Raw genomic sequence first — 20,968 nt, 5'->3', positions numbered from 1 at the left:
GCCACTCAACAAACTCGGAAAAACCTAAGCAAACACGCATTTACCACTTATTTTTTCGAAGTGTATGATTTCATAATGTAATATTTCAGCGATTATTTTCAATTTTTTTCTAACTTTTAAGATCTATATCACCTATAGAATCACCACCAAAAATCAATTTAAAACAACAACTTAAAATAACCACATTAGCTATAGGAATATTTAAAGAGTAAATCATCACAAAAAAGTCCGACCTAAACCAAAATGTAATATTACTGAAATATTTCCCCTCTAACATCACGCTCAGATTAAACAAACAGACCAAACACAGACTTAAACGGTCCAATGGAGAAAACATTATGAACCAAGCTACTACTGCAGCAGCGCCTATCTCGAGCACTACTCGTTGGCTACGCTGGGCTAACTTGGCATTCATGCTTTACCTACTATTACTTTCAGTTTCAATGGTTGGTACAGGCTTCAAATGGGCAACAGGCGAGCAAGCAAAGGTTCTTTTCGAATTTGCTTCACACCCAGTTGCAGGCTTAATGATTGGTTTAGTAGCAACAGCGCTTATTCAATCATCAAGTACAGTTACTTCAATTATCGTTGGCCTTGTGGCAGGTGGTTTACCTGTTGAGCTAGCAATTCCTATGATCATGGGTGCTAACATTGGTACTACGGTAACCAATACGCTAGTTAGCCTTGGTCACGTTCGTTGTAAAGAAGAGTTCAAACGTGCATTCGCAAGTGCGACAATCCACGACTTCTTTAACCTATTAGCCGTTGCTATCTTCCTACCACTAGAGATGGCGTTTGGTATTCTAGAGAAGATTTCTCACTGGTTGGTATCTCCGATGCTAGCAACAGGTGATATGAGCATGGGTGGTCTTAACTTCATCAAGCCAATCACTAAACCAGTAGTAAGTGCGATTAAAGAGCCTCTATCAACATTTGGCGACACTGTTGGCGGCATCATGCTTATCGCTCTAGGTATCGCAACTATCTTCGTAGCTATCACTGTAATGGGTAAGCTGATGAAGAGCCTAATGGTTGGTCGTGCTCGTGAAATTCTAAAGAACGCAATCGGTCGTGGTCCAATCCACGGTATCGCTTCTGGCTCTATCGTGACTATCCTTGTTCAGTCTTCTTCTACGACAACAAGCTTGATGGTTCCACTAGTAGGTTCAGGTGTTCTTAAAGTACGTGACGTTTACCCATTCACTCTGGGTGCAAACATCGGTACATGTATTACGGCTCTACTTGCAGCGACAGCAGTATCTGGTGAGTTCGCAGTATTTGCACTACAAATTGCTCTAGTACACTTGGTGTTCAACATCATGGCAACGGTATTCATCTTCGGTATTCCGTTCCTACGTGAACTACCTGTTAAAGCCGCTGACTTGATTTCAGACATGGCTGTGAAGAACAAGGCTGTAGTGGCTGGTTACCTTGTTGCGGTATTCCTTGTACTGCCTGGTAGCGTGTTAGCTCTTACCGCTTAATAGCAAAATAAACATCGCTTATAGCAAAGCCCGCAACCTCCTAGGTTGCGGGCTTTTTCTTTTTAAGAGCAGATACGGGATGCGAGTGAACGAGTAACGAAGAGCTAAAAGCAGATACGGGATTCGGGTAGCGAGTAACGAAAAGCGACTGCCTCTCATTATCTGCGATTGATATTCAGTATCTCACTGACTCAAATCTAAACACGCTCTTCGTATCCCGCATCTCGTTTACTCGTATCTAAACACCCGTCATCCCCTACTGCGAGGCACTAGCGTGATAGGGAATCTGCCTAACACATAACATCCAGAGATTCCCTACTCCTTCCTTCGTCAGTCTAGGGAATGACGGGCGCTTTTGATCTTCGTATCCCGCATCCCATTTACTCGGTTCTAAAAGTGCTTACTTACCTTGCTCATTACGCAAGTACATAATGGCAACCATGCCAAAGCCGATAAATTGCCATAGATACTGCCCGTCGCTTGCGCCAGTGATGGTTTGAGTGAAAGCCATACAAGCCGTCACAAACAGAGAAGCGAATGCGGCATAGAGCAACCACGGACGCTCTTTACCCACCATGAACTCACCTGCAAGTACCGAACGAAGAACCAATAAAAACGGCACACATTGCAAAGCAATCAGAATAGGGAACATAAAATCGAACGTTGGGCTCAGCAGAGCATGACCGATTTGGCTCTTATCCCAAGTGCCAACAATGTAGCCTTTCCAGCCAGACCATGTGTCTCCTGCATAAGCGGTCTCAGGCGTAATGAAGCCAAGTAGCACGCCCATCACTTTATCGATAAAGCCATTTTTGAACCAAAAGACGAATAAGAAGATCTGAATTGGAATGATCTGAAAAGCAAACTTCTTCAACATGTGTGTACCCCAAATAATGAATGATTTGGGGACCAGTATGTAGAAGTCGGTGTTTTTACGCTTGATGCAAGGCAATCGAGCCTGAGTCCAAACAATAATCAAACATGTTGAGAAGCCTGTTGGCGCAAGAACACCTTGCGGAAGTGCCGTTGCCATCAGCCCTCACGAAACACCCTCGCTTAAAAACGTATTTCGAGGTTTAGGAAAGGTTTATTTTTTATAAATACTCAATAAGATCAAAGAGTTGACCATCATGCTCTTTTTGCACTTCGGTATAGCGTTGATAGTTGTATTGCGAACCTTTTGGGTTGTCCGACAGCTTGTCCGCCACACTGAGCAGATAAAAACTGATTGGGCTCGGTGTACTTTCGGCCGCATAAAAAAGGTAAGGGAAAGCTTGATTGGCGTGTTGGTTGATTAACAGTGCAAGACCCAAGGTAAGATTGGCGATGTCACAACGTGGGTTCATCTCGAAGGCTTGCTTTGCCAGTTGCAGTGCATGTTCGCGATCTTCTTGCTCATGGCTTTGCAAATAAGCCAAAGATTCCGAATATGATAGCAACGCATTGACCAGATAATTATCTCGCCCTTGTTGTTGAATCGAATCCAACTGAAGTGCTATTTCCTCAAATGGCTGACCACCTTTTCCTTGGTAGAACAACGATATCCCCTCAGAGATAACACTCCAATCATCGTAGTTATCAATAGAGGTCACTCGATGACTTGCCACGCCGTATTCTGAGCTTATTGGAGCAATAATGGCTTTGATCTCGAGAATCACATCCCCAATGGCATCGAAGAAATTATCTTGGCTAAAGGTCTTTTCCACTTTCTGACTTTGATTGGGTTGGCGATTATTTTGTACAAGCACGCTCAACACATAGTCACCATCCTTTTGCTTAAGCCAACCTTTGAGCTCGACACCATTGTTGGCCAGTGATTGCTTGCCCTGTTTCGATAGCTGAGAAAAGTGGTAACCCGATAAGTTTTTTGCCGAGTTCAGCCCATAGAAAAGATAGTTGTAAACACTTTCTGACATCTCATAATCGTTCGCAGAATCGAGTGTTATGTCATGGATATAAACAGGAATCACATCACTTTGATGAGCAGAAATAACAGCTGTGTCATTGGTTGGGACATCGGGTTGCCACACCCAAGTTGCTATTAAGCCAACAAAGAATACTGCGCTTGTAATCAGGGCGATGGTTTTCTTTTTGGATTTAGCAACAAAAGGTTTAGGTTCAGATTTAGGTTGAGAGACGTCCTCAACGGGAATTGGTTCGATGCTCGGCTGAGTCACCTCAACATCGAACAGGTAACCTTGCTTAGGAATGGTCTGAATAATCCGATACGGACGTGATTTATCCTGAAGCTGACTGCGCAGCAAGCTGATGACCTGTCTGACCAAGTTGTCAGACACTTGAGTTCTTTGCCACACATCCGCGGCTATCTGCTGAGTGCTAACCACTTGCCCGCGATTTTCGATGAAATAGCTGAGCAACTTTGCTTGCAATGGCTCTAAATGAATCGCTTCGCTATCCACCACCAACTGATTTTTCTCAGGGTAGAAAGCAATCGGAAAATCGTGTTGCAATACAAAGCAATGCGAGCGAGTCATAGTAGTTCTGTAGTTAGAAAAGACCACTCAAGATTATTGGTTTTACAAATAGTAAGCAAGCCAAGCATAACAAATAAAAAAGGCTGCACAGAGGCAGCCTTTCAATCAAACAAAGCGAGTGAGATTAAACCGAGAATGGGTACTTAATCGCTTCGTGGCATTCGTAATCTTCAACCCAGAAGTCATCCATCGTTACCCACGTTTCCAAATCTTCTAGAGACTTAATCTCAGGATTGATGTGGAATGTTGGGCCAGCTAACGGCTCACGCTTTAACTGAATATCACGCATGGGTGCAAGTTGATCTTCGTAGATATGAGCATTCACAAGCTTATGGTAAGCCACGCCAGCTTTCTTACCCGTGATTTGCGCCATGATTGCTAGGAAGACATACACTTGAACCATGTTGAAGTTCAGGCCTAGTGGTACATCACAAGAGCGCTGAGTGCTGTTTAGGTACAGAGTATCACCAAGTAGAGAGAAGTGATGGCTGTACATACACGGACGCAAACAACCCATGTGGAACTCACCTGGGTTATAGAAGTTTAAGATCTCGCCACGGTCATCAATACCGTTCGTAAGATCATCAACAATCTTCTTCAGTTGGTCGATATGACCGCCGTCAGGTTTTGCCCATGCACGTCCTTGAACGCCATAAACACGGCCCATATCATCTTCACCCTTGCGGTAAGGATTATTCAGCCATGCTTCGTTCAGGTTCGAGTTCGCATCCCAAGTTTTAGTCCCTAGCTTACGAAAATCTTCAGCATTGTCGTAACCACGGATATAGCCAAGCAGTTCAGCAACTGCGGCTTTCCAAAAGCTCTTACGCGTTGTTACCAGTGGGAATTGGTTATTACCAACATCATATTCAAGGTCAGCATTGATCACGGTTAGGCAGCGCTTGCCCGTGCGTTCATTTTCAATCCAAGTACCGTCATCAACGATACGCTGACAGAGATCTAAATACTGTTTCACACCAATTCCTTACTTCGTTTGTTGTGGTAATTCGTCTTTGTAGTGACCACGCTTGTATGCCCACACCATCATCAGCACACCGATAATAACCATTGGCAGTGACAAAATTTGTCCCATAGAGATAAATCCACCGAACAAACCTAGGTGAGCATCAGGTTCACGTACGTATTCTACTAAGAAGCGGAATGTACCATATCCAGCTAGGAATAACCCTGATACAGAACCAAGAGGACGCGGCTTTTTGATAAACCAGTTCAAGATGAAGAACAGTACAATACCTTCAAGCGCCATCTCGTAAAGTTGAGATGGGTGACGAGGAAGTGGACCACCGTTAGGGAACACAATCGCCCATGGCACATCAGTCACACGGCCCCAAAGCTCGCTGTTCATGAAGTTACCTAAGCGTCCCATGCCTAAACCAAATGGCACCAATGGTGCAATCATGTCTGCCACACCAAAGAAGGTTCGACCGTTCTTTTTGGCATACCAAAACATGGCAGTAATAACACCAAGCAAGCCACCGTGGAAAGACATACCGCCAGTCCATACCTTAAATAGGTACAATGGGTCTGCTAGGAAAAGGTCAAAGTTGTAGAAAAGTACGTAGCCAATACGACCACCCAACACCACACCTAGAAAACCAGCAAACAGTAAGTCTGATACTTGCTCTCGAGTCCAACCGCTACCCGGTTGATCAGCTCGGCGATTTGCTAACCAAAGAGCAAACATAAAACCGACAAGGTACATTAGGCCGTACCAACGAACTGAGATTGGTCCTAGTTCAATAAGAACAGGATCGATATTTGGGAATTCGATAAAACCCTGAGACATACTTGGCTCTCTATCTAAATTGATTAACGGTTAGCTCAATGGCTAACAGAAAAGACACTACAGCAGCATTGTGGCTGCTATAAACATTAAAAATACCGCAAAGAATTTCTTCAGCACTGGGGTTGACAATTGAGTGGCCAGTTTCGCACCCACTCGAGTGGTCAAAACTGAGGTACAAGATATCGCGATCAAAGCCGGCAGATAAACATAACCTAAGCTATATGCAGGAAGATCATCGACAGAAGATCCATGCCAAATGAAACCTAGCATTCCCGAAATCGCGATAACACAACCGCATACCGAAGATGAGCCGACGGCTTTACGCATTTCCACACCGTGATGGTTAAGGAAAGGTACCGATAAAGACCCACCGCCAATGCCCGCTAAGCTTGATACCAAACCAATCCCGCCGCCACACAACACGGTTTTAGCTGAACCCGGCATCGATTTTTGGCTCTTAGAGCGAATCGACAACAGCATTTGCAACGCCAATACCAAGACAATCACACCAAAGACTTTTGGTAAGTATTGAGCTGGGGTTACATCGGCCACGAAAGATCCGAGGAAGCCACCTATCACCACACCAGGCATCAACCACTTAACGACAAACATCTCTACGTTACCCAACTTTAGATGGTTAATCGCAGACGATCCTGACGTAACTATGATGGTTGATAGCGAAGTAGCCAATGCCATTTGCATCGCAAACTCTTGGGGGATACCCGCTTTAGGAAGCAAAAACAGTAAGGCAGGAACCACCAGCAAACCACCACCAATGCCTAGCAAGCCAGCTAAAACACCAACAATAGCACCAAGGCCTGCTAACAAGCCTATCAGTTCATATGACACGTTAAATCCTATTTTTTACCTGCTCGAATGAAGCCTGTAAATTCACGCTCTTCGAAATAGTTCAGCATCATACTATAGATGTCACTACCATACGGTTTTGAAAGTGCCTTATTTGCCAAATCCTGTAATTCTGCCAAGTTCGATTGACGAATCAAATATTTGGTTCTTGCGACATTCGAGGTATTCATACTTAACGTCTCATATCCCAATCCAATCAATAGCAGCGCGCCCATCGGGTCACCGGCTAACTCGCCACAAATACACACAGGTAATTGATATTGCTTACAAGTATCATGAATTTGTTTTAATGCCATGATCACCGCAGGGTGCATTGATTCATAGACATCGGATACTCGTGAATTGTTCCGATCAACCGCTAATAAATATTGGGTTAAATCGTTGGTACCAACTGAAACGAAGTCGACCTTATCCGCAATCAACGGCAATATGTACAGCATGGACGGCACTTCAATCATGATACCAACGCGAGGCATGCGCACTCGGTTATCAAGCTCATGCACTTCGTCATACGCTTGTTCAATCAGCTGTAGCGCGTCATCCAATTCCTGAGCACCAGAGATCATCGGCAGCAAAATACTCAAGTTATGGCTTTCACAACTCGCACGTAGCATGGCACGTAACTGAATAATAAAGATATCAGGATGATCGAGCGTAAAACGAATACCACGCCAACCAAGGAATGGATTGTCCTCTTCGATAGGAAAATACGGTAAGGCCTTATCACCACCGATATCGAGTGTACGCATCACCACTTGCTTTTCAGGGTAGCTTGCCAGCACAGAGCGATACTGCTTGAATTGTTCGTCCTCTGACGGGAACCTTTGCTGCAACAAGAAAGAGATTTCAGTTCTATACAGCCCTACTCCATCAACGCCTTGGTTGATAGCGATGTTAGTGTCTGCACTCAAGCCCGCATTAAGCAGGATCTCGACTTGCTTGTCGTCTTGGGTTTTTGCCGGAAGGTACAGCTCGCGATTGACCATAGATGAGAGCTCACTCTCTTCTAGAATCAGCCCTCGATACTCTTTGAGCAGGCTTTTAGTCGGCTCAATAAAGATCTCACCGCTATACCCATCAACAATCGCTCGCTTACCATTAGCTTGAGCTAAGTTAAGATTTACCCCCATGACGGAAGGTATGCCAAGCGCTCGAGATAAAATCGCTGCATGCGAGTTCGCCGCCCCTTCCAAGGAAATAACCGCCAACAGCTTTTCTTTTGGAATAGACGCTAATACCGAAGCGGTTAACTCACGAACCACTAGGATAATCGGCTTATCTAATGTGCGAAGTTCATGTTCAGAGTTGTGGAGAAAATAGAGCAGCCTTTGTCCGAGCTCTCGGATGTCTTGTGCTCTCTCACGAAGATATACATCGGACATACGAGCAAAGCGATTCGAATAGCTCTCAACCACTTGTCTTAATGCCCAATCGGCTTTATCGCCTTTCTGGATTTGGCTTTTTAGATCCTTACGCAACATTGGATCGTTGAGTAAGTGAGTAAACAGGTCAAAGATCGCCAACGCGTCTTTATTGATTTCGCTATCTAAGCGCTTTCGCATGCGCTTAAAGTCATTGAGGGCGTTTTCAACCGCTACCGCCAACAACTCATGCTCTCTCTCTACATTGAGCGTCGAAGCAGGATAAACATCGGTGAGTTCAGGCTGAGTGTTGTCCCACCATAAGTCACCAATCGCCACGCCCGATGAAGCTGCAATACCTTTAGTCGCAGGTAGCTTCTGTTGCTCTAACAGCCAATGGCCTTGAGTTTGGGCGTGCGCCACAATAACGGCAAGTTGTGCAGAGAGCGTGACAAGGAAGGATTCTTCCATCTCACTGAATAAACGCGGGGTCTTCTGTTGAATGACCAATACACCGAGCACTTGCTTGCGGTGGATAATCGGAGTACCGAGAAAAGAGTGATAGACATTTTCTCCAAGCTCTGGAAAAAACTTATAAGCAGGGTGAGCAGACGCTTGTGCAAGGTTGATAGGTTCAGCACTTCTTTTAACAAGGCCAACCAGACCTTCGTCAAAACCAATGTGAATGCTATTGCCTTTGAAGATCAGGCCTTGAGTTGCCATCAACTCAAGGCGCTGCATATCATTATTTGCCAAATACACGGTGCAACATTCCGTCTGCATCGCACTGCATGTCTCTTTAACCAAAATATCAAGAGCCGTCGACACATCTTCAACTCTTGATACGTGTTCAACTATTTCCCTTAGTTGACTGAGCATGCTTAACCTCTACGCAATTTGCGCTTTCCTTTTATTTTTCGCTCTTTAAACGGCATTGCTAAAGATGCGAACTCTTTCATCGCTCGACGGTAAACATCTCGCTTGAAAGAAACAACTTGTCGAACTGGGTACCAGTAACTCACCCAACGCCAACCATCAAACTCAGGTGTACTTCCACGCTGCATATTGATATGCGATTCATCGCAATCTAAGCGCAAAAGGAACCACTTCTGTTTTTGTCCAATACAGACAGGTTTAGAATCCCACCGAACCAGTCGTTTGGGTAGCTTGTAGCGTAACCAATGACGACTTGTCGCGACGATCTTTACATCCTTTTTAGTAAGGCCAACCTCTTCATACAACTCGCGGTACATTGCCTGTTCCGGAGTCTCACCTTCATCTATTCCCCCTTGAGGGAATTGCCATGAATGTTGCCCGTATCGTTTAGCCCAGAAGACCTGACCATGGTTGTTACAGATTACAATACCAACATTTAATCGGTAACCATCGCCATCTATCACTGGCCAACCTCTATCTAAATTTTTAATTACTCTGATTTTTCCACATATCCCCAATCGGAGCAAACTTAGTGACGTGATAAGCGCTATATTTATGAATAATAACTAGGAATATGGATAAGTTTTGCTCAAATTCTAGTTACCCACACAATAGTGAGACATAGACCACATTTATTCACCTTTTCTGTGAATAACTATGTGAAGAATTACCCGCAATCGTTTTTTTTAATCCATAGATTCATCAACACCAAAAACTACAAATCAATAAAATCTTATTTATTTTCATATAAATCAAATGATTAAAATAATATTTTGGTTTTAAATAACATTAGAAATGTAAAAGATCTTTCAGAAATCTGACATGGTTAAAGATCAACCACTCCGATGTTTATCCACACTACCAAGTGAAAGATTCATTTTGAACCCCATTTGGCAAGCATTTTATCCACCATAAACCCCTGTTTATTTATCCACTAAATTAATATTTCAATTAATTACCTTTATGTCCTGTGGATAACCCTGAGTTTGATCCCTTTTATCGCAAGGAGATCATTTCTTAACCAGTCGGCATTTGGTGATAACTTCTGATAAAATCGTTTTTTTGATCATGCCTTTTATTATGAAACCAGAACCACAAACACAACAAGAGCTGTTAGAGCGCGCGTATGCCATCGCAGGAATGACCTTTAAAGAGCTCGCCGACGAAGCCGAGATGGTGATGCCAAACGACCTTAAGCGTGATAAAGGCTGGGTTGGGCAGCTATTGGAATGGCACTTGGGTGCGCCTGCAGGCAGTAAGCCAGAACAAGATTTTGCCAAACTCGGGATAGAACTAAAAAGCATTCCGATTGGCTACTCTGGCAAGCCACTCGAAACCACCTTTGTGTGTGTTGCGCCTTTGATGGGCGTGCAAGGCATAACTTGGGAAACCAGCCACGTTCGAAACAAGCTGTCTAAGGTTTTGTGGATCCCTGTCGAGGGAGAAAGAGAGATCCCGCTAGCGGAGAGGCATGTAGGATCCCCATTATTATGGACACCTAGCCAAGCTGAAGACGAACTCTTGAAAAGAGATTGGGAAGAACTGATGGAGTTGATCGTTTTAGGCAATGTTGAACAGATAACAGCAAGACACGGTGAAGCACTGCATTTGCGTCCAAAGGCTGCCAACAGCCGTGTGTTAACGGAAGCTTACGGTGCAAGCGGAAAACCTATCAAAACTAAACCACGTGGTTTCTATCTGCGAACTCAATTCACCCATAAATTACTGACAACACATTACGCATAGATCGTTTAATCTAGCCTCGATAGACAAAACTATCAGTGCGTTACAAAACAGTCTGGAATTAGGATCAATATCTCGCTACAAACGCCTCTTAATGAGGTTTGAGCGCCAGTTCAATATCACAGTAGCTTTGGCTTGGCTCATTACCAAACTCATCATAGGCGTTGTGTAAACGAAGATACGCCTTTTCAAAGCCTAGCCGGAGTAACTCCTCTTTCACTTGATCCAAGGATCCAAAGTGAAGCGGCTCGCCGTCTTGCTTTACCGGTTCTAGCTTGTGTTTGTACTCCACCGCGAGTAGATATTCTGAGATATCAGAACAGCCAATAACGTACACTTTCGGTGTTTGATATGAGTCTTTGTGCTCTCCATGTAACCACATGTCTAATTGATGCTTTTGCATAGCCGACCTCCCTTGCTCTATAAAGCTTAGTAGAACTCTTTTCCTTTACTAGATAACGACTTAAAAAAGCACAGATAACTGCTTAAAAAAGCAAAAAAGAGAAGCAAGCGCTTCTCTTTTTTGGCCAGTTCTAGTTCAAAAGTTTGCACTTTCGACGCCATAACTATCACTGTTAATTATCTTAGGGGTTGAAAGGTGCTATCAACCCCTAAGATTACGTCGGTATTCGCGCACTTAAGACACGACGAAGGTGACGTACTCGACGTTCAATAGTCACGACTTCTGGTTCAGAAAAACCAATCGGTCGACCGTCAGCTTCAAGACCAATATCTCTTAATAAGTGAGTATTGTTCCATGGTAACTCATATGAACTACGACGAACTTTTCGTTGCCATTCACGCTCTTCACGACGAAGATCGGCACGGATAAGGACTGTTGCTAATTTTAAATATACTGAGTGACGCATAATAACTCTCCAGTTGTTGAATCAACTGAGGAAAAATAGCGTGTTAGATAGTATGAGGGCTTCTCACTTAGCTGCTATTTTTCCGCAGCCAAATAAGGGTACGGATCTATTAGTTAGGTTTATCTTGGGTGTTTCGATCGGCCATGGCTGATGTATGTGACATTTCAGTCACCATGTCAGTACACGGATCAAACGACGCGCAAATATGCTGTATAAAATCGAAATGTTTCATTTGCGCCTCCAAGCTAACTAAAAAATCCAAAAAGAAATGGGGTAGTAAAAGCAGACAAGTCTTTGTTAAATCGTTGCTTTCACGGTTAAAGTCTAACCAAGTGAGTATATTATTCAACCGATAATTGGTTAACATTTTTAAAACAATGCATTCGCCTGAAATATCAGTTGCATATTCATTTACATATAACATATTCACTATGATTATATAAAATCGCAGCATATCTCTCTTAGGGATGAGCTAGAAAACAACGGACTACCCTTCAGAAACAAAAAAACCACGTAGATACGTGGCCTTTAATTTACGGTGACTGAATAAAGTCATGTAGAAAAGAGTCTAAACAACCCCTTCAGAGATTAGGCTGTGTTTATTCAGCAAGCGGTACATCGTCGCTCGTGATACACCGAGCTCCTTAGCTGCCAACGAAACCTGACCACCGTAAGATTCCAAAACAATTAACAACGCATCGCGCTCTGAGCGCTCTCGAATACTCTTCAAGCTTCGGCGTTCATCATTCTGTTTTGGTAAATCCAGTTGGTGATCCTCAATGATCACAGCATCAGACATCAACACAACACGCTTAATCTGATTCATCAGCTCACGCACATTTCCAGGCCAATGGTATCGATTCATCGAACGGATAGCATCGTCTGAGAAGCTCTTCGCTTGAGCATTAAACTCTTTCGAGTACTCACGTAGAAAATGATTCGCCAGTACTGAAATATCGCTCACACGTTCTTTTAAGCTCGGAACATGAATACGCAGAACATTGATGTAGTGATAGAGCTCTTCATTAAAATCGCCCTCGATCAACGCCTTCTCGATATCAGAGGAGTTCGCGGCCAGAATACGCACATCAACGGATTTAGGTCCATTAGCGGTTTCAATCTTACCCTCTTGTAAAAAGCGCAACAGATTCAGTTGTTGATTGCGTGGCATCGCTAAAACATCATTAAGCAAGATGGTTCCGCCATCGGCTTCTTCCAACATACAAGGCGCTGTCGCTGGCTGTGCTGAAATACCAAAGACCTCGGCCTCTATTCTCATTTCAGACAAGGCACGGCAGTTAACCGTTAAAAATGGTTTCTGAGCTCGTGACGAGTTTTGATGAATCGAGCGTGCGATCGTCTCTTTACCAGCCCCACTCTCGCCATAAATCAAGATACTGACATCAGTCGGCCCAATACGCTTCACTTGGTCTCTCAAGCGCTTCACAGCCACAGAGTCGCCCAGCAGGCCCATATTGTTGTTAATGCCGTAGTTTGGCCATACTTTCTGCTCAAGCTTAAGCATACCCAGTTGGTGACCAATGGTACTCAGCAACTGAGCATCTGGGATTGGCGCCGTGAAAAAGTCGATACAGAAGTTAACGATAAACTGGCAGATAGTATCAGAGCTTAATTGAGACTCACGGATAAAGGCGAGCCATCTTACCTGCTTGTTATTGCTCACAAGGTTAGCAATACCGTTGAGACTGAACTCATCATGACTAAGATCGACAATACCAATACATGGGCCAATATCAGCAATCAAGGCATCGGCTTTTCGTAAATCTGCACACTGGGTACACTGCCAACCCACTTGTTCTAACACTGATAACCAGGGTTCGTACGCACCACCAACGACGATAAGAGAACCTGGTAAGGAATCCATCTTAAATTGAGTTCCCATCCTTCTTCCTTATTCTATTTTTATTTAAATCAGACTAATACGAGTCACTGCTTCATCGTTCGACAAAATGCCGCGAGATCGTATTCATCGCAGAGACGTATAGTAGTGAGACTATCTTAGATTTTATGTCTCAATAGTAAGACTATGTCAGAAATAACGATTTTTCGAATCAAGAGTGCGGTACAGACTAGGTTTTGAAGCCCAAAAACAGAAAAAGCCACCCGAAGGTGGCTTTTTAATTACATAGGCTGTTACGCCCTAAAAGCGAGAATTACGCTTGTGGACGCATTGCCGGGAACAAGATCACGTCACGGATTGTGTGCGTGTTTGTAAATAGCATTGCTAGACGGTCGATACCGATACCTTGACCCGCTGTTGGCGGTAGGCCGTGCTCAAGCGCAGTGATGTAGTCTGCATCGTAGTACATCGCTTCGTCATCACCCGCGTCTTTCGCGTTAACTTGCGCTTTGAAACGCTCGTCTTGGTCTTGTGCATCGTTAAGCTCAGAGAAACCATTCGCTACTTCACGGCCACCGATGAAGAACTCAAAACGGTCTGTGAAGAATGGGTTGTCATCGCTACGACGTGCTAGAGGAGAGATGTCCGCTGGGTAGCCAGTGATGAACGTTGGTTGAATTAGCTGAGGCTCAGCCGTTTCACCAAAGATCTCTTCTAGAAGCTGACCACATGTCCAGAACGTTTCTACGTCTACGTGTACAGATTTTGCGATAGCAACCATCTTCTCACGATCTTGTAGATCTGCTTCTGTTAGCGCTTGAATCTCAGCGTGCTCAGGGTTGTAGTGTTTGATTGCATCGAACATGCTCATGCGAGCGTAAGTGCCACCGAACTCAACCGTTTCGTCACCGTAAGGCATAGAAGTAGAACCAAGAACGTCCATTGCTGCCGTGCTTAGCATCTCTTCTGTCAGATCCATAAGGTCTTTGTAGTCAGAGTACGCTTGGTAGAATTCCATCATTGTGAATTCTGGGTTGTGACGTGGAGATAGACCTTCGTTACGGAAGTTACGGTTGATCTCGAATACACGGTCAAAACCACCAACCACTAGACGCTTAAGGTAAAGCTCAGGTGCAACACGTAGGTACATGTCGATGTCTAGTGCATTGTGATGAGTGATGAATGGACGTGCAGTTGCGCCACCCGGGATCACATGCATCATTGGCGTTTCAACTTCTAGGTAGCCTTTCGCGCTCATGAAGTTACGGATTGAAGATACAAGCTTAGAACGCACGATGAATGCATTGCGAGAATCTTCGTTCACGATTAGGTCAACGTAACGCTGACGGTAACGCATCTCTTGGTCAGTTAGACCGTGGAACTTCTCTGGTAGAGGGCGAAGTGCTTTCGTTAGCAATTCAAACTCTTCCATGTTCACGTAAAGGTCACCTTTACCTGATTTGTGAAGCGCACCTTTAACACCGATGATGTCACCGATATCTAGGCCTTGGTACTTCTCTTTCAGTACTTTTTGCACGTCTTTCGCTGCGTATGCTTGGATACGACCAGAAGTTTCTTGAATCGCAAGGAATGGACCACGCTTAGCCATAACACGACCAGCGATCGCAACGATGTGGTTAAGCTCTTCTAGCTCTTCCTTAGTCTTCTCACCGAACTCCGCTTGAAGATCGCCAGCTAGGTGCTCACGACGGAAGTCATTTGGGTGACCGTTAGCTTTGCAGTTTTGGCGGATGTGATCCAGCTTGCTGCGGCGCTCAGCGATTAGTTTGTTCTCTTCAGGTGAAGAAGCTTCTTGTGCGTTTTCGTTTTGAACAGCATCAGTCATTAGAGATGTACCCTGCTTTTAAAATTTGGACCGCTATATTTTTGCAAATATAGGCATTTTTACTAATATTATTGGTAAAGCTTAATAGTTGATAAAGCTTACAGACCTGATTTCAGGCTAGCTTCAATAAACTTGTCTAAGTCACCGTCAAGAACCGCTTGAGTATTACGGTTTTCGATGCCGGTGCGTAAATCTTTGATACGAGAATCATCCAGTACGTAAGAGCGGATTTGACTGCCCCAACCGATGTCTGATTTCGTTTCTTCGCTCGCTTGTTTTTCAGCATTTTGTTTTTGAATCTCAAGTTCAAAAAGCTTAGCACGTAGCTGCTTCATCGCTTGATCTTTGTTCTTATGCTGCGAACGGTCATTCTGACACTGAACCACAGTGTTAGTCGGAACGTGAGTAATACGTACTGCTGATTCCGTGGTGTTTACGTGCTGACCACCAGCGCCAGAGGCACGGTATACGTCAATACGTAGGTCAGAAGGATTAATGTCGATCGTAATGTTGTCATCAATCTCAGGATAGATAAACGCAGATGCAAATGAAGTATGACGACGACCACTTGAATCAAATGGTGATTTACGAACTAGACGGTGAACACCAGTCTCTGTGCGTAACCAACCATAAGCATACTCACCAGAAATACGTACCGTTGCGCCTTTAAGGCCAGCAACATCGCCATCCGACACTTCGATAACTTCAGTCTTGAAGCCTTTCGAATCTGCCCAACGTAAGTACATACGCAACATCATTGAAGTCCAGTCTTGAGCTTCTGTACCGCCCGAACCTGACTGTAAATCGATGTAGCAATCTGATGCATCGTGATCACCAGAGAACATACGACGGAATTCCAGCTTCTCTAGCTTAGCTTCAAGCTCGGCCAGTTCTGGTTCAATTTCATCGAACGTTTCTTGATCTTCTTCTTCAACCGCAAGCTCTAATAGGCCATCAACATCCTCAACACCTTGGTCAAGTTGGTCGATCGTTTCTACTACCGCTTCCAATGCAGAACGTTCTTTACCTAGCGCTTGAGCACGCTCAGGTTCGTTCCATACATCCGGTTGTTCTAATTCTGCGTTTACTTCTTCTAGACGCTCTTTCTTAGCGTCATAGTCAAAGATACCCCCTCAGGATATTTGTGCGCTCAGACACATCCTGCAGACGGTTTTTTATAGGATTGATTTCAAACATTTTAGCTCATCATTTATGAGTAGAATTTAACCGAAGAATTGTACTCAAAAGTGTGACGGAGATACAGAATTTTTTAGAGTGGTGAACCAAGATTCAACAACTTAATGGGATATAAAATTGACAGGCAGAAAAAACACGTAAAATTTGTAAGGGCAGAAAGGAAAACAAGCCCTGTTTTTGAACAGAGCTTGTTGAATTTAGCGCTATATGATGAGCATTTTTGAGCCCAAAATAACTATTTGGCTTCGATATGATCAATCATCAGCTGCAACGATTGGTTGCCGCGAAATTCGTTGATATCGAGCTTAAATGCAAGATGAACGGTTTTCACCGAGGCATCTGGCCAGCGACGTAGGTCGACGTTAAAGGCAATACCGTCAATCATCACATTGGTAGGATGACCTTTGTAGAGCGGCTCGAGCATCAGCTTAAGGTGTTTTTCACCCACCAACTTTTGGTGCAGCACTTTAAACTCACCATCGAAGATTGGCTCAGGGAAAGCTTGTCCCCACGGGCCACCTGAACGCAGCGTTTCAGCGGTGTGCATAGAGAACTCTTCTGGTAACAGCTCACCATCAGACAAGATAATGCCCTTCAGTGCTGTTTCTCCAAGTTCATTCTTCACAACATCATTGAACAACTTGCTGAAGCGTTCAAAGTCCTTTTCCATGATGGTTAAGCCAGCCGCCATTGCGTGGCCACCAAACTTAAGAATCAAGCCTGGGTTTTGAGTGTCGATACGGTCTAAAGCATCACGCATGTGCAGACCCGGAATCGAACGACAAGATCCTTTGATACTGCCTTCGCCGCCATCTGCAAACGCAATCACTGGGCGGTGGTATTTGTCTTTAATACGCGAAGCCAAGATACCAATCACACCTTGGTGCCAATCACGTTGGAACAAGGCTAAACCAGAAGGCAGATCGTCTTTACCAAACTCAAGGCGCTCACAAAAAGCCATCGCTTCTTGCTTCATGCCCTCTTCGATCTCTTTACGTGTTTGGTTCAAACCATCTAACTCACTCGCCATTCGACGAGCCGCATGGATATTGTTGCTCATGAGCAGCTCAACACCAAAAGACATGTCGTCCAGTCGGCCGGCTGCATTGATACGAGGGCCAAGAGCAAAGCCAAAGTCAGACGCCACCAAACGCTTAGCGTCTCGCTTAGCAATTTCGATCAAGGCTTGAATACCCGGACGAGCTTTACCCGCACGAATACGTTGCAAACCTTGATGGACCAAGATTCGATTGTTTTCATCGAGTGGAACCACGTCGGCAACCGTACCCAGCGCCACAAGGTCAATCAGTTCCATCAACTTAGGTTCTGTCATGCCGCGTTCTGCAAACCAATTCAGTTTACGCATGTGAACACACAGTGCCATCATCAGATAGAAAGCCACACCTACACCCGCTAAGGCTTTCGAAGGAAAAGCGCAACTCTCAAGGTTTGGGTTAACCATCGCATCGACCATTGGCAGTTCATTGCCCGGCAAGTGATGATCGGTAACCAGAACCTCTAGCCCCTTCTCTTTAGCAAAGCGAACACCTTCAATTGAAGAGACACCGTTGTCAACCGTCATGATCACTTCAGCACCAAGCTCGATTGCCTGTTCGACAACCTCAGGGCTCAAGCCATAGCCATCTTCAAAACGGTTTGGTACCAGATAGTCGACGTTAGAGCTGCCGAGCATACGTAACGCTAAAACAGACAGCGCCGAACTGGTCGCACCATCGGCATCAAAATCACCAACAATGATGATGCGTTTTTGCTGTTGAATCGCTTTGAACAACAGCTCAACCGCAGCATCAATGCCGCCCAGTTTTTGATAAGAGTGCAAGCCTTTCGCTGCTGTCTCTAGTTGGTCGGCACTGTCGATTCCGCGACTCACATAAATGCGCTTTAACAAGTCAGGTAAGTGAGCAGGTAAGACTGAAATGTCGACCTCAGGACGGCGTTGGATCTCTATCATATAAAAATGGGCCCGATATCAATCAGGCCACTCCTTAAATCAAAAACATGGGGGATAAATTGGCAATACAGAAAACGAGATTATTGCTCTAAACGTTGAAGAAGTTGTGCTGGCGGTAAGTAACCACTCACCAACTCACCACTTGCTAGCACGATAGCCGGTGTGCCATTGATGCCAAGCTCACGACCCAATTGGTACTGTTTAGCAATGATCTGCTTTTGCTCTGCTAGGTCTTTACCAGACGCTGGCATTTGACGGTTTACTTTAGCGTCATGCATCGCTGTTTTTGGATCATCTGAAGCCCAGATTGCTGCCATTTGATCGGCAACTTGCCCTGTCGCACCTTGGCGTGGGTAAGCCATGTAACGAACGGTGATACCCAGATCGTTGTAACCCTGCATTTGGCTGTGCAGACGAACACAGTAGCCACACGTAATGTCAGTAAATACCGTCACAACATACTTTTCGTTATCGGCTTTGTATTCAATAACCGTATCCGACATCGCCGCGACTTTTTCAGCATTCAACGGAGCTTGACGCTCAGCCAAAACATCACTGAACTTACCGTTTTCATCCAAAGAGTAAAGTGTACCGGCTAGAAAGTGATCGCCCTCTGGAGAAGAAAAGATAATGCCACTGTTGGTTTGAACTTCTAACAGACCATCGATATCCGAAGGAACAATCTTATCGACCTTAATACCGATTTTTTCAAAACGCTTAGTTAACGCAGCTGTATCAATAGCTTGAGCTGGAGCAGCTTCTAGGGCTGTTGATGTTGTTTCTACTTTCGCTTCTGATGCATTACATGCAGTAATCATAAGAGGAAGCGCTAGTAGAGGAAGACGGCGTAATACGCTCATTAAGTTCACCTTAAAAATAAATGGATTTAAGCACGTGGGTGATGCTGCGCGTGAATTTGCTTCAGCCTTTCAGTCGCCACGTGAGTATAAATTTGGGTTGTTGATAAGTCACTATGCCCAAGTAACATCTGTACGACCCTGAGATCTGCGCCATAGTTCAGTAAATGCGTCGCAAAAGCGTGTCTCAATACGTGTGGTGACAACAGCTCTGTGTCGATCCCAGCGACGACCGAGTAGTGCTTGATACGATACCAGAACGTCTGACGGGTCATTTGCTTGGCGCGTTTACTCGGAAAAACCACATCGGAACTGTTTTCGCCGAGTAGATGTGGACGACCTTGTTCAATAAAAGTCTCTATCCAATCCACCGCATTTTCACCCATGGGTACTAATCGCTCTTTGCCACCCTTACCAATAACACGCACCACACCTTGTCTTAGGCTGATGTTTTCCATCGTCAAGCTAACCAGTTCTGTCACACGCAAACCGGTTGCATAGAGTAACTCAAGCATCGCCTTATCGCGAAGCTCAATCGGATCGTTCGGATCTGGCGCATCGAGCAAAGCATCAACCTGTTCTTCGCTCAAATCTTTCGGCAAGCGTTGCGGCAGCTTCGGGCTGATCAACAAGGCGCTTGGATCATCACCTCTGATTTTCTCGCGGTGTAAGTATTGGAACAAGCGACGAATTGCCGACAACATACGAGCACGAGAAGTCTGCTTAAAATCGGCGTCGGCTAACCAGCCTTGATAATCCTGTAAACCTGAAAGGCTAATGAAGTCGAGGCGGTAATTGTTCTTTTCCATCCACGCTAATAACTTGGATAAATCGGTACGGTACGAGACAAGCGTATTCTCCGATAATCCTCGCTCCATCCACATAGCATCTAAAAACTGCTCAACGAGACCGTGGTCTGCGCTCTGCCCTTGAGGCGACTGCATAGTGTTACTCACAATATTGGAAACTGTTTTGAGAGTATGCCAGAGCAAATATGAATGCCATAAAAATTACGACTTGAGCGGATAATCGCTGCAATCGAAGTCGATTTATGGTTAGAATTCGCCATCTGAAATTAAAATCGAACGTTTGCTATGAAAATTGGATTATTTTACGGCTCAACCACCTGCTACACAGAAATGGCAGCAGAGAAAATTCGCGGCATTATTGGTGAAGACCTAGTTGATATCCATAACGTGAAAGAAACCCCTCTTTCATTGATGGCGGACTACGACCTTTTATTGCTGGGCATCTCAACTTGGGACTTCGGTGAAATCCAAGAAGACTGGAATGAACTGTGGGAAGACATCGCAACTACGCCAATGAAAGGCAAGGTTGTGGCTCTATTTGGTTTAGGTGACCAAGAAGGCTACGGCGAATGGTTCCTAGATGCGATGGGTCTATTGCATGATGAACTGAAAACCGCGGGTGCAGAGTTTGTTGGTTTCTGGCCAAACGATGACAGCTACGAGTTCGAAGCGTCTAAAGCGTTAACCGAAGACAAATCTCAATTCGTTGGTTTAGCGCTTGATGAAGATTCACAATACGAGCTTAGCGACGACCGTATCGCAAGCTGGGTTGAGCAAGTACTAGTTGAGTACAGCGAAAAGCTATAACCAATCAGAAGTGCTCCCGGCTAAGTAGCTGAATATAAAAAGACCACAGAATACAAA

General features: G+C 44.6%; 18 protein-coding genes. 3 read left to right on the top strand and 15 right to left on the bottom strand.

What is annotated here, in order from left to right; translation table 11 throughout:
* Positions 1-338 precede the first annotated feature (338 nt).
* Positions 339-1,484 (top strand): Na/Pi symporter, encoded by a 1,146-nt coding sequence (locus MSG34_RS17970; RefSeq protein ID WP_048606795.1) that lies wholly within the window; start codon positions 339-341, stop codon positions 1,482-1,484.
* A 400-nt stretch (positions 1,485-1,884) separates the two neighbouring features.
* On the opposite strand, the gene MSG34_RS17965 is transcribed toward MSG34_RS17970, so the two are convergent.
* From MSG34_RS17965 to rppH, 7 genes are all read right to left on the bottom strand, one after another.
* Positions 1,885-2,361, bottom strand: coding sequence for a hypothetical protein (locus tag MSG34_RS17965; RefSeq protein ID WP_248338875.1), 477 nt, complete (start codon positions 2,359-2,361; stop codon positions 1,885-1,887).
* A 217-nt stretch (positions 2,362-2,578) separates the two neighbouring features.
* The gene (locus MSG34_RS17960) at positions 2,579-3,979 is read right to left on the bottom strand and encodes a winged helix-turn-helix domain-containing protein (RefSeq protein WP_248338848.1); all 1,401 of its coding nucleotides are present in this window, start codon (positions 3,977-3,979) and stop codon (positions 2,579-2,581) included.
* 124 nt (positions 3,980-4,103) lie between these two features.
* Entirely contained in the window at positions 4,104-4,955 is an 852-nt protein-coding gene (locus MSG34_RS17955) for a thymidylate synthase (protein ID WP_248338846.1), read from the bottom strand.
* 9 nt (positions 4,956-4,964) lie between these two features.
* Positions 4,965-5,786, bottom strand: a complete 822-nt coding sequence (lgt, locus tag MSG34_RS17950; protein WP_017059338.1) for a prolipoprotein diacylglyceryl transferase — start codon at positions 5,784-5,786, stop codon at positions 4,965-4,967.
* Positions 5,787-5,843: 57 nt separating this feature from the next.
* A complete protein-coding gene (locus tag MSG34_RS17945) occupies positions 5,844-6,635 on the bottom strand; it encodes a sulfite exporter TauE/SafE family protein (RefSeq protein ID WP_248338845.1) in 792 nt (263 codons plus the stop codon).
* Positions 6,636-6,643: 8 nt separating this feature from the next.
* Positions 6,644-8,893, bottom strand: a complete 2,250-nt coding sequence (ptsP, locus tag MSG34_RS17940; RefSeq protein ID WP_050644343.1) for a phosphoenolpyruvate--protein phosphotransferase — start codon at positions 8,891-8,893, stop codon at positions 6,644-6,646.
* Positions 8,894-8,895: 2 nt separating this feature from the next.
* The gene (rppH, locus tag MSG34_RS17935) at positions 8,896-9,414 is read right to left on the bottom strand and encodes an RNA pyrophosphohydrolase (protein WP_017059335.1); all 519 of its coding nucleotides are present in this window, start codon (positions 9,412-9,414) and stop codon (positions 8,896-8,898) included.
* A gap of 616 nt (positions 9,415-10,030) precedes the next feature.
* On the opposite strand from rppH, the gene mutH reads away from it, so the two are divergent.
* Positions 10,031-10,696 (top strand): DNA mismatch repair endonuclease MutH, encoded by a 666-nt coding sequence (gene mutH / locus MSG34_RS17930; protein ID WP_048606845.1) that lies wholly within the window; start codon positions 10,031-10,033, stop codon positions 10,694-10,696.
* An 88-nt stretch (positions 10,697-10,784) separates the two neighbouring features.
* Here mutH and MSG34_RS17925 read toward each other — a convergent pair whose 3' ends face one another.
* The 8 genes from MSG34_RS17925 to xerD all read right to left on the bottom strand — a co-directional run bounded on the left by MSG34_RS17925 (position 10,785) and on the right by xerD (position 20,239).
* Positions 10,785-11,096 (bottom strand): DUF6482 family protein, encoded by a 312-nt coding sequence (locus tag MSG34_RS17925; protein WP_004735016.1) that lies wholly within the window; start codon positions 11,094-11,096, stop codon positions 10,785-10,787.
* Between the two features lie 214 nt (positions 11,097-11,310).
* Entirely contained in the window at positions 11,311-11,562 is a 252-nt protein-coding gene (locus MSG34_RS17920; RefSeq protein ID WP_017059332.1) for a hypothetical protein, read from the bottom strand.
* A gap of 568 nt (positions 11,563-12,130) precedes the next feature.
* Complete coding sequence (gene vpsR / locus MSG34_RS17915) at positions 12,131-13,465, bottom strand: cyclic-di-GMP-binding transcriptional regulator VpsR (RefSeq protein ID WP_050053118.1); 1,335 nt, start codon at positions 13,463-13,465, stop codon at positions 12,131-12,133.
* A gap of 271 nt (positions 13,466-13,736) precedes the next feature.
* Positions 13,737-15,269, bottom strand: coding sequence for a lysine--tRNA ligase (lysS, locus tag MSG34_RS17910; protein WP_017059330.1), 1,533 nt, complete (start codon positions 15,267-15,269; stop codon positions 13,737-13,739).
* Positions 15,270-15,367: 98 nt separating this feature from the next.
* Positions 15,368-16,466, bottom strand: a protein-coding gene (gene prfB, locus MSG34_RS17905; protein WP_100208942.1) for a peptide chain release factor 2 whose coding sequence is annotated in 2 segments (ribosomal slippage) — positions 15,368-16,390 and positions 16,392-16,466 — 1,098 coding nt in all. Because the reading frame shifts where the segments join, the coding sequence is not laid out codon by codon here.
* 235 nt (positions 16,467-16,701) lie between these two features.
* Positions 16,702-18,438 carry a single-stranded-DNA-specific exonuclease RecJ gene (gene recJ, locus MSG34_RS17900; protein ID WP_050635059.1) on the bottom strand — a complete coding sequence of 579 codons (1,737 nt, stop codon included), beginning with the start codon at positions 18,436-18,438 and terminating at the stop codon, positions 16,702-16,704.
* 80 nt (positions 18,439-18,518) lie between these two features.
* Positions 18,519-19,298: a thioredoxin fold domain-containing protein gene (locus tag MSG34_RS17895; protein ID WP_248338842.1), complete on the bottom strand. Its 780-nt coding sequence runs from the start codon at positions 19,296-19,298 to the stop codon at positions 18,519-18,521.
* A gap of 26 nt (positions 19,299-19,324) precedes the next feature.
* On the bottom strand, positions 19,325-20,239 hold the full coding sequence (gene xerD / locus MSG34_RS17890) for a site-specific tyrosine recombinase XerD (protein WP_017059327.1): 915 nt from the start codon (positions 20,237-20,239) through the stop codon (positions 19,325-19,327).
* A gap of 150 nt (positions 20,240-20,389) precedes the next feature.
* Between xerD and fldB the strand changes: the two genes are divergently transcribed.
* Positions 20,390-20,911 carry a flavodoxin FldB gene (gene fldB / locus MSG34_RS17885; RefSeq protein ID WP_048606779.1) on the top strand — a complete coding sequence of 174 codons (522 nt, stop codon included), beginning with the start codon at positions 20,390-20,392 and terminating at the stop codon, positions 20,909-20,911.
* Positions 20,912-20,968 lie beyond the last annotated feature (57 nt).

The sequence above is a fragment of the Vibrio sp. 1CM2L genome (assembly GCF_023161695.1).
In the GTDB taxonomy this organism is placed as follows: domain Bacteria; phylum Pseudomonadota; class Gammaproteobacteria; order Enterobacterales; family Vibrionaceae; genus Vibrio; species Vibrio coralliirubri.
This window is presented reverse-complemented; position numbering and strand designations above follow the sequence as displayed.

What these genes read in the sequence shown, in the direction of transcription:
- MSG34_RS17970 (WP_048606795.1), top strand. Translation starts at nt 339, where the DNA reads ATGAACCAAGCTACTACTGCAGCAGCGCCTATCTCGAGCACTACTCGT.
- MSG34_RS17965 (WP_248338875.1), bottom strand. Translation starts at nt 2,361, where the DNA reads ATGTTGAAGAAGTTTGCTTTTCAGATCATTCCAATTCAGATCTTCTTA.
- MSG34_RS17960 (WP_248338848.1), bottom strand. Translation starts at nt 3,979, where the DNA reads ATGACTCGCTCGCATTGCTTTGTATTGCAACACGATTTTCCGATTGCT.
- lgt (WP_017059338.1), bottom strand. Translation starts at nt 5,786, where the DNA reads ATGTCTCAGGGTTTTATCGAATTCCCAAATATCGATCCTGTTCTTATT.
- ptsP (WP_050644343.1), bottom strand. Translation starts at nt 8,893, where the DNA reads ATGCTCAGTCAACTAAGGGAAATAGTTGAACACGTATCAAGAGTTGAA.
- mutH (WP_048606845.1), top strand. Translation starts at nt 10,031, where the DNA reads ATGAAACCAGAACCACAAACACAACAAGAGCTGTTAGAGCGCGCGTAT.
- MSG34_RS17925 (WP_004735016.1), bottom strand. Translation starts at nt 11,096, where the DNA reads ATGCAAAAGCATCAATTAGACATGTGGTTACATGGAGAGCACAAAGAC.
- MSG34_RS17920 (WP_017059332.1), bottom strand. Translation starts at nt 11,562, where the DNA reads ATGCGTCACTCAGTATATTTAAAATTAGCAACAGTCCTTATCCGTGCC.
- vpsR (WP_050053118.1), bottom strand. Translation starts at nt 13,465, where the DNA reads ATGGGAACTCAATTTAAGATGGATTCCTTACCAGGTTCTCTTATCGTC.
- lysS (WP_017059330.1), bottom strand. Translation starts at nt 15,269, where the DNA reads ATGACTGATGCTGTTCAAAACGAAAACGCACAAGAAGCTTCTTCACCT.
- recJ (WP_050635059.1), bottom strand. Translation starts at nt 18,438, where the DNA reads ATGATAGAGATCCAACGCCGTCCTGAGGTCGACATTTCAGTCTTACCT.
- MSG34_RS17895 (WP_248338842.1), bottom strand. Translation starts at nt 19,298, where the DNA reads ATGAGCGTATTACGCCGTCTTCCTCTACTAGCGCTTCCTCTTATGATT.
- xerD (WP_017059327.1), bottom strand. Translation starts at nt 20,239, where the DNA reads ATGCAGTCGCCTCAAGGGCAGAGCGCAGACCACGGTCTCGTTGAGCAG.
- fldB (WP_048606779.1), top strand. Translation starts at nt 20,390, where the DNA reads ATGAAAATTGGATTATTTTACGGCTCAACCACCTGCTACACAGAAATG.